Raw genomic sequence first — 7,497 nt, forward strand, 5'->3', positions numbered from 1 at the left:
AGACCTTCGACAAGCCTCATCTTCCCAGCTCAGAAGGCACTTTCGCTTTTCCGATCACGACTCGGACACCGCCGCAAGTGAAACGCGCAGGTTAGTCGTGGGAGAGAATCTGCGGAGAAGATCGTTCGTCAGCGGTCGGCTCGATGGCATTCGAGGCGCGCCTCGGCATCCTGGCCAGGCACGCGGGAACGTGCCCAGGTGGCGAGTTCGGGCGGCGTAATGCCGGCCCTTTGCGGGAGGGCGGTTCGCGCCTGGGATCATGGGCGCATGTCCGAAGAGTCGAACCTGATGTCAAGCCTGTGGCCGCTTGTGCCCTCCGAGGCCACCGATTGGCTGCTGGAGCTGTGCGGCGATGGCATCACCGGGTTCATGCCTCCGGCGATGCCTGACGCCGTGTGGGTGCTCAACGCCATGTACGAGCACAAGCAGGGGCCGGCCGATGTGTCGTACCACGAGTACCACCAGGCGTGGCTGGCGGACGGGAGTGCCCAGCCGCACGTCGTTGGAGGCATCGACCTCGACGCCGTGGGCATCGCCACGCGAGGAGGGCTGGGCCGTGCCCAGCACCCGGGCCCCGGCTGGCGGCGGCTGCGCTGGGCCAAGCTGGCCCGGCGGAACGGCGACCCGGTCGTGCCCGACGGGCTGATGCCCTCCTACCGTTGCTTTCCCACGGCCAAGAAGGAGGGCAGCTGGCCACTCGGCATGGTCCCGCCGACCGAGGGAAGCCTGGACCGTGAGACCTGGAACCGGCTGATCGCCATCCTCACCCAGTTCAGTCCCGCGGGCCCGGACACCCGCTGCCTGGCCTACTACAACCCGCTGATGCTCGGGGCCATCGACTTGGACAACCTCCACGTGCGTACGGGCCGGATCGGCGACGCCGAGATCCTGTACGACCAGTCCGAGGCCGACTTCAGCCCGTCCAACCTCTGGGCCGATGACCGCTCGTGGGTCCTGTGCACCGACTACGATCTGTGGGCCACCAAGGTCGCCGGGCCCCCAGCCCTCATCAACGCATTGCTGAACGACAGTGAAATCGAGGCGGTTCGTCTGCCTTGGGCGCACTGACGACGAGCTGCTTGAAACCTTTTCCAGCGCGGAGCGCGGGCGCATTCCTGTTCCTGACCGCTGAGGCCAGACGGCCCTCTACGATCCTGTGCATGCTGGATCCCGAGCTGCTGGAACGGATCACCGCGCGGCGCGCGGAACTGGACGAACTCGAAGGACAGCTGGCCAACCGGCTGGCGGAAGTGCGGGTCGAGCGGGACGAACTCGCAGTCGCCGAACGCGTCCTTGAACGGATGACCGGGCAGCTCGCTGAGGAGCGTTCCTCAGCTCGGCCGATGCCGGGGCAGGTGGGCGGACGGACGGTGATGCTGATCCCGCACCGCGAGCCGGGCGTGGAGGAGGACGCGCTGCCGTGGGACTACCAGCGCATCATCGCCGCCGTGCGGCAGGCCGCCGGACCGGTCATGGCCCGTGAGGTCGGCGAGGTAGTGGGGGTGGACGTCAGCGTGAAGGCCAAGCTGGAACCGCTACGCAGCAAGCTGGTCAGACTCGTCGATCGCGGCTGGCTGCGGAAACTGCCCGACGGCCGGTTCACCACCCGCCTGTGACCAGCAACACCGCCACTCGGAGCGGCTCCACGGGCGTAACCGGGGTGCCCCCGACGGCCGTTGGAATTGTGTGACGAACACCAAAAGACTCGCCGAGGACACCTGCCCGCTTGTCTACCAGTGCCGTCTGCCGCTGTCCACGCGCACCGTCAACCACCTCGCCGAGTTGCTCAGGCGCCATCTGAAGGCGATTCGGTCACGATGGCGAATCCTGCCGCCGGGGAAGATCGCGGTGATCGTCCTTGCCGTGCTGCGTCACGACCAGCGCCTGGCCGACATGGCCGGCGGCAACGACGTGTCCGAGTCCACCGTCCGCCGCTGGCGCGACGAGCTGATTGGACTGCTCGCAGCCCAGGCCCCGCGCCTGGACCGCGCCCTGAAGAAGATTGCCAAGCAGGGTGGGGAGGTGGTCCTGATCGACGGCACCCTCATCCGCACCCAGCGCCGCACCGGGAGAGCTGACCGGCGGAACTATTCCGGCAAGCACCGCAGCCATGGCCTGCACTTCCTCGCCCTGACCGACGAGAACGGCTGCCTGATCTGGATATCCGCCGCCCGGCCCCGCCGCACCCACGACAACACCGCCGCCCGCCACGACCACATCCTGGCCCACCTGCGCGCCGCCGGCCTCGGGGCGCTGGCCGACCTCGGCTTCCGCGGCCTGGACAACGACATCCTCGACCCCGTGATCGTCACCGGCTACACCGCCAGCCGCACCCACAAGCTCACCCCGGGCCAGAAGGAAGCCAACCGCGTCCTCGCCGTCGGACGCGCACCGGTCGAACACGGCTTCGCCCACCTCAAGAACTGGCGGATCCTCACCAAGCTCCGCACCGACCCCGCCCGCGCCACCCGCCTCCTGCGCGCCCTGCTCGTCCTGACGAACCTCGAAGTCAACCGCTGACGGATGATCCTCTCCGTGGACTTCCGCCCACGACCAGCACGAGCGTCCCGAGGACCGGTCACACCAGCCCTTTGACCTGCTACTTCAAGTTGGCGGCAGCTCACGGGACGCCATCCCGACCAGCCAGGAAAGGTCGGCGCTCCCTGGCTTTCGGGACCGTAGGGGTGGCCCCGCCCGTACTCGACTGTCCGGGGTAGAGCCGGCGTCCAGGCGCAGGAGATTCCTTGTTGCAGGTCAGCGCTGGAGTCAGGGCTCCGCCGGGAACCGGTATCCCCATCGAGAGTGGCATTGCACCAAGAACGCCCCAAACAACCATGGTTAAAGTGGTGTACTGGTTCCACGAGAAGACAGGGAGGGGTGTACATGCCTTTGCAGCGATGGCGCGACCTGGCCGACCACCTGGCGGAGCGGATCGAGTCGGATGAGTTTCCGCCCGGTTCGAAGATGCCGACCACCGTGGAGTTGATGGCCGAGGGGGAGTCAAAACCGTCCATTGAGCGGGCTTACCGGGAGCTCGTCGACCGTGGTCTCGTTGTGCGCAAGCCGCGGGTCGGGACTGTTGTCCGTAACCGCTCTCGCGTTCGTGTCCCGTTGAGCCGCTACGGTGCCGTACTGCGCCCGGGTGGGGACAAGGGGCCGTGGGAGACGGCGACGGCCGCGGTGGGTCTGGCGGGCAGCGTCGTCGCCTTGTCCGTGGAGCAGATCTCCGCTGCGGCCGAGATTGCCGCGTTGCTGGAGGTTGAACCCGGCTCTCCTGTTGTCCGCCGCCGCAGGCATGCCGTGATCGACGGGGATGTCGTGCAGGTCCAGGAGGCTTACTATCCGGCCGATGTGGCTGCCGCATCGGGGCTCGACGAGCCGGGCAAGGTTGTTGGCGGTGTATTCGGGGCCATGACCGCGGCCGGGCTGGATCCCCAGAGGGCGAGTGAGACGGTGACAGCACGGCCGCCGGCGCAGGCCGAGGCCGCCGAGCTCGGTATCGGGCAGCGGGTACCGGTGCTGTGTATCGAGCGCGTGGTGCGCAGCCGGAGCGGCCGCGCTCTGGAGGCGCTTCGGGTGGTGGGCGCTGCCGACCGTCTGGAGCTGCACTATGGGGAGTTGCCGCTGGCCGGCGGGGTCCCGTAGCAGGTCGCTGATCTTCACCGGTGACTCACCGGCTGCATCGTCGCCTGGTTGTGATGCCACACGGGGTGCATCGGTGAGCGGGCCGGTGGCTTCGGTGCCGTTGTGTAGGGCGTGACGATTCGCCCGAACCGAACGAGCCCCGCCATGGGCGGGGCTCGCAGGTCCTCGTACAGGCCTGGACCGCCTGCGCGGGGAAGAGCACCCAGTTGCGTGAACTGAGAGGTGCGCTGAGCCATGAGCTTATGCGGAACCATCCTTGGGGCGCCACAGGCCCCCTCCCACAGCATCAACGGGTCCACCCTGGATGCGGTGGTGCACGGTGGCACTTGAGCCAATCCTGTGGGCCCTGCACGACAGTCCCGTGAACAGTACGACGGACCGGATGCTGCTGGCCGGACTGGCGGAGAAAGCCGATGCGGACGGCACCAACGCCTTCCCGTCACGGCGGACGCTGGCCCGGATCGCGCTCTGCGACGTCAAGACCGTGCAGCGGCGTCTGGCCTCCCTCACCGAGCGGGGCGTGATCACGCTGGGAGACCAGGAAGCCGCCCGGTACATCCCCGCGCACGCACGCCCCAAGGTCTACGACCTGCAGATCCCGGCCGCCTGGTACGGCCCCGAACGGCTGGCACGGGTCAACGAGGACCGGGCACACCGCGGCCTGCCCTCACTCACACAACACACCCGCCCCGCACTGCCGCCCGCCCCTCCCCGGACAGAGCGCAGCGACAAGGGGAAGCCACGGCAGAAAGGAGGGGACTTTCAGTCCCCTCCCGCAAAACACCCCGAACCCGGCGGTCGGGGGGACTCTCAGTCCCTGGGACGGGGGGACTGTCAATCCCCACAGGGGGGACTGGCAGTCCCCCAACCCTCTCCTGTAACCCTCCCCTCTCCACAAACCCCGACAGCGCCTGCGGCGCGTAGCGCCGATGACGCCCGCAGGGCCACAACAGGTAGTAGACCGCGCAAGGCGGGCGGCTGCGCCGCGTCCGCGGGCGCTGGCGCGCCCACCCCGGCAGCCAGGTCGAGGAAGACAAGCCGCGAACAGACGCCACGAGGACAGACCGACTCCGTCACCGCAGTGGAAGCGGGATGGCCGCGGGAGCTGGCAGCCCTGCTGCCACCCCACCGCCCGGCCGTACTGCGCCAGGCGATCCTGCACGCCCTGGACGGAGGCCGAACGCCACAGCAACTGCTGGAGCGGATCCAGCGCCGATGGTGGACCCACGGCTACGCCCGCGCCCTCGCCGAAGGGGAGCTCTCCTCCCCCGTCGGCGTCGCGGTAGGACTCGTGCGCCCGTCAATGGACTGCCCCGACCCGATGTGCGAGGACGGCACAACCCTGCACCTGGGCGACCCATGCCCCAAGTGCGCAGAACGCCGAGCGGACCGCCGCCGAGGCCGAGTCCCCGCACCACGGGAGAGAGTCCCGGATCTCCGGTGGTGGGAATGCGAGGGCGAGCACTGCCAGGCCGCCGGCAAAGGACCACGACCCGACGACGGGTTGTGCCGGCCGTGCCGGGAACGGGCAGAGCAGGCTGAGATCCAGCGGGCAACCGCAGGACTTGTCGCCGAAGCCGAAGCAGCACAGGCAGCACAACGGCTACGACAGACAATCCGCTGGGAACGCATGCTCGATGACGCGTACACCGAACACATCGAACGAACCCACACAGCACAAGACCAAGCCGACGCCGAACGACGCGCCGCCGCCGATGCCGAGGAAACACGCCGACTCCGGGAACACCTCATGCACCAACACCCCGAACTCGCTGCCTACGCCCGCCAGAAGACATGACCGCCGCAATCCGGACCACACTGCTGGTCCAAGGACTACATCTGGCGGGCGGGCAATTGTCATCGACCGCACCCCGATCCGGGAACGGGTCGGCTTCGCGCAGTCGGCGATGGGTGGGCGGTGCCAGGTCATCAACACCGCACGGGCCGAGTTGTCCATCGATCCTTTGCGGGTGTTCGGCGGGCCGGTCGGCGCGCACTACGCCCTGTCGTATCTGACGCCGCAGTTGGGGGTCGGGGCAATGAGCGCCGCCGACGCCGTCCTCCACCACGCTGTCGAGGAAGTGTCCGGGGGTCCTGAGCCGTCCATGGCGAAGGTCCTGGACGTCCTCCACAGGACGCCGCGGACGTGGTCGGCGAGGACCGGGTAGCCGCGCCGCGGGCTGACCCCCAGGACGGCGAGTGCATCGGCACGCCCGGCCCGACCGGCACAGACGAGCACCGCCTCATCAGGACAGCCTCCGCAGCCCCCGGACAACCAAGCGCGGCGTAGCCGCATGACTGGCCGGCGGAGCAATCAGCTTCTGGACGGGGGTGGCGGTTCTGCGTCGGTATGCCAGCGGGACCGAAGGGCGGCGAGGCCGAAGGCCAGTCCTCCGGCGATGAACCAGGGGTTCCAGAGGGCCAGCGTCCAAGCCCGCTGCTCCACGCTCACGGAGGTGTCCAGGTGCGTCGTGTTGGTCAGGAGCAGCACCTCGATACCGATGCCCCGGGCCAGCAGGAGCGCGCTGACGCCCCACCCCAGCCACCGCGCCAGCAGAGCGGGAACAGCCTGGAGCCTGGACCGGGCAAGCAGCCATGCCAGCCAGGCGCCGAGGAGGCAGAGCCCACCCACACCCCACAAACCGGCTACGACGAACCACAGCGGGCGCTCGGCGGCCAGTGGACCGGCAGAGACGCTCAGCCCCACATCACCGCCGACGGCCCAGTAGAAGTGCAGGCCCGCGAACGCGGCCGCCCACAAGCTCGCGATACGCCCCCACAGCGTGGACGGTTCCGCGCCCGCCCCCTCCGGTTCGCGTTTCACCGCCGGCCCTCACGGGCATCGCGCCTGCCAGCGCACGGGCCGTCCGCTTCCTGGGACACCACGATGAACGCGGTGCCCTTGGTCAGGTCGATGCTGGAACGAGGTGGCGCACCGTCACTCTCGTCGTCCCGCCGCAGCAGCTCCACCCTCCGCTGCTCCAGCTCCACCGTCTTGTTGCCGTTCACAACCGCCGTGAATTCGTCGAAGGCGATGCTCGACAACGACCGCTCCGTGCGCCTGCGCAGCCACGGGATCAACCCCAGACCCGTAAACCAACGCCACGCACTCTCCACCAGGGCGAACAAGACCAGCAGACAGGCGAACGCCGGGAACGACATGAGCAAGAACGTCACAGACGGTCCCTCATCGTCCTCAACACAGTGGACTGGCCGGCAATGCGCTCTGCCCGGAGCGGCACACGCTGCTCGGACCCCTCGACCGCCGTCGTAAAACTCATCTCGTTGATAGCCATATGACCACTGTTCTGGATCCGCAGCGCGCAGGAATCAGGCCGACGCATGATCCGCTTCCCCCATCCGGGGGAGGCGCTGCCCATGGCGACCCACCGCCCAGGCGCTCGTGGGCCTCGGGGCGCTCCTGCTCCTGGCTGCCTGCCTCGTCGTGCTCGGCGGACGGATCCACAGCGCGTACGACGACACCCTCGCCCACTGCGCCGCCCGCGACGCCTGCGCCGGACCGCTAGTAGGGCTTGGTCAGGTTGGTTTTGGTTGAGCGTTTCCTTCTGGTGCGGTGTTGCGTTGAGAGGGTGTGAATCACGTCCGGGGCCGTCGGCCTGGACCCGGCTGATCTCCACCCGGGAACGCCGGTGCCTGCCGCAGTCCCACGCCCTTCACCAAGGCGCTCGCCGAGGGCGCCGAGTTGCCGGAGCATCGCCGAGGATCCGCCGGTGACGTACCGGGGGTCATTTTCGTATCAGTAACCCAGACCGGCTGCGCCGGCCGCCGTGAGGCCGGGAAAATCGGGGTGTGTCCGTCCGGGACGCCGGTGAATCTGTGATGCCTGTGAGC

General features: G+C 68.6%; 7 protein-coding genes and 1 pseudogene. 5 read left to right on the forward strand and 3 right to left on the reverse strand.

Annotated features, from left to right (window positions below):
- Positions 1-267: 267 nt before the first annotated feature.
- The 5 genes and pseudogenes from ABTY04_RS39810 to ABTY04_RS39830 form a co-directional block, all read left to right on the forward strand.
- Positions 268-1,068, forward strand: a complete 801-nt coding sequence (locus ABTY04_RS39810; RefSeq protein ID WP_352218320.1) for a hypothetical protein — start codon at positions 268-270, stop codon at positions 1,066-1,068.
- A 92-nt stretch (positions 1,069-1,160) separates the two neighbouring features.
- Entirely contained in the window at positions 1,161-1,616 is a 456-nt protein-coding gene (locus tag ABTY04_RS39815) for a hypothetical protein (protein WP_352218321.1), read from the forward strand.
- Positions 1,617-1,686: 70 nt separating this feature from the next.
- A complete protein-coding gene (locus tag ABTY04_RS39820; protein ID WP_352218322.1) occupies positions 1,687-2,520 on the forward strand; it encodes a transposase family protein in 834 nt (277 codons plus the stop codon).
- Between the two features lie 363 nt (positions 2,521-2,883).
- Entirely contained in the window at positions 2,884-3,645 is a 762-nt protein-coding gene (locus tag ABTY04_RS39825) for a GntR family transcriptional regulator (protein WP_352218323.1), read from the forward strand.
- A gap of 304 nt (positions 3,646-3,949) precedes the next feature.
- Positions 3,950-4,153 (forward strand): annotated as a pseudogene (locus tag ABTY04_RS39830) (helix-turn-helix domain-containing protein); the annotation flags it as partial.
- A gap of 1,095 nt (positions 4,154-5,248) precedes the next feature.
- Here the strand turns inward: ABTY04_RS39830 and ABTY04_RS39835 are convergent.
- From ABTY04_RS39835 to ABTY04_RS39845, 3 genes are all read right to left on the reverse strand, one after another.
- Positions 5,249-5,602 (reverse strand): hypothetical protein, encoded by a 354-nt coding sequence (locus ABTY04_RS39835; protein WP_352218326.1) that lies wholly within the window; start codon positions 5,600-5,602, stop codon positions 5,249-5,251.
- A 357-nt stretch (positions 5,603-5,959) separates the two neighbouring features.
- The gene (locus ABTY04_RS39840) at positions 5,960-6,469 is read right to left on the reverse strand and encodes a DUF3995 domain-containing protein (RefSeq protein WP_352218324.1); all 510 of its coding nucleotides are present in this window, start codon (positions 6,467-6,469) and stop codon (positions 5,960-5,962) included.
- The gene (locus tag ABTY04_RS39845) at positions 6,466-6,822 is read right to left on the reverse strand and encodes a DUF6191 domain-containing protein (RefSeq protein WP_352218325.1); all 357 of its coding nucleotides are present in this window, start codon (positions 6,820-6,822) and stop codon (positions 6,466-6,468) included. The genes ABTY04_RS39840 and ABTY04_RS39845 overlap by 4 nt, the downstream gene beginning before the upstream one ends.
- Positions 6,823-7,497: the final 675 nt, after the last annotated feature.

Origin of the sequence: Streptomyces sp. NPDC097981, assembly GCF_040302565.1 — a bacterium.
Taxonomy (GTDB): domain Bacteria; phylum Actinomycetota; class Actinomycetes; order Streptomycetales; family Streptomycetaceae; genus Streptomyces.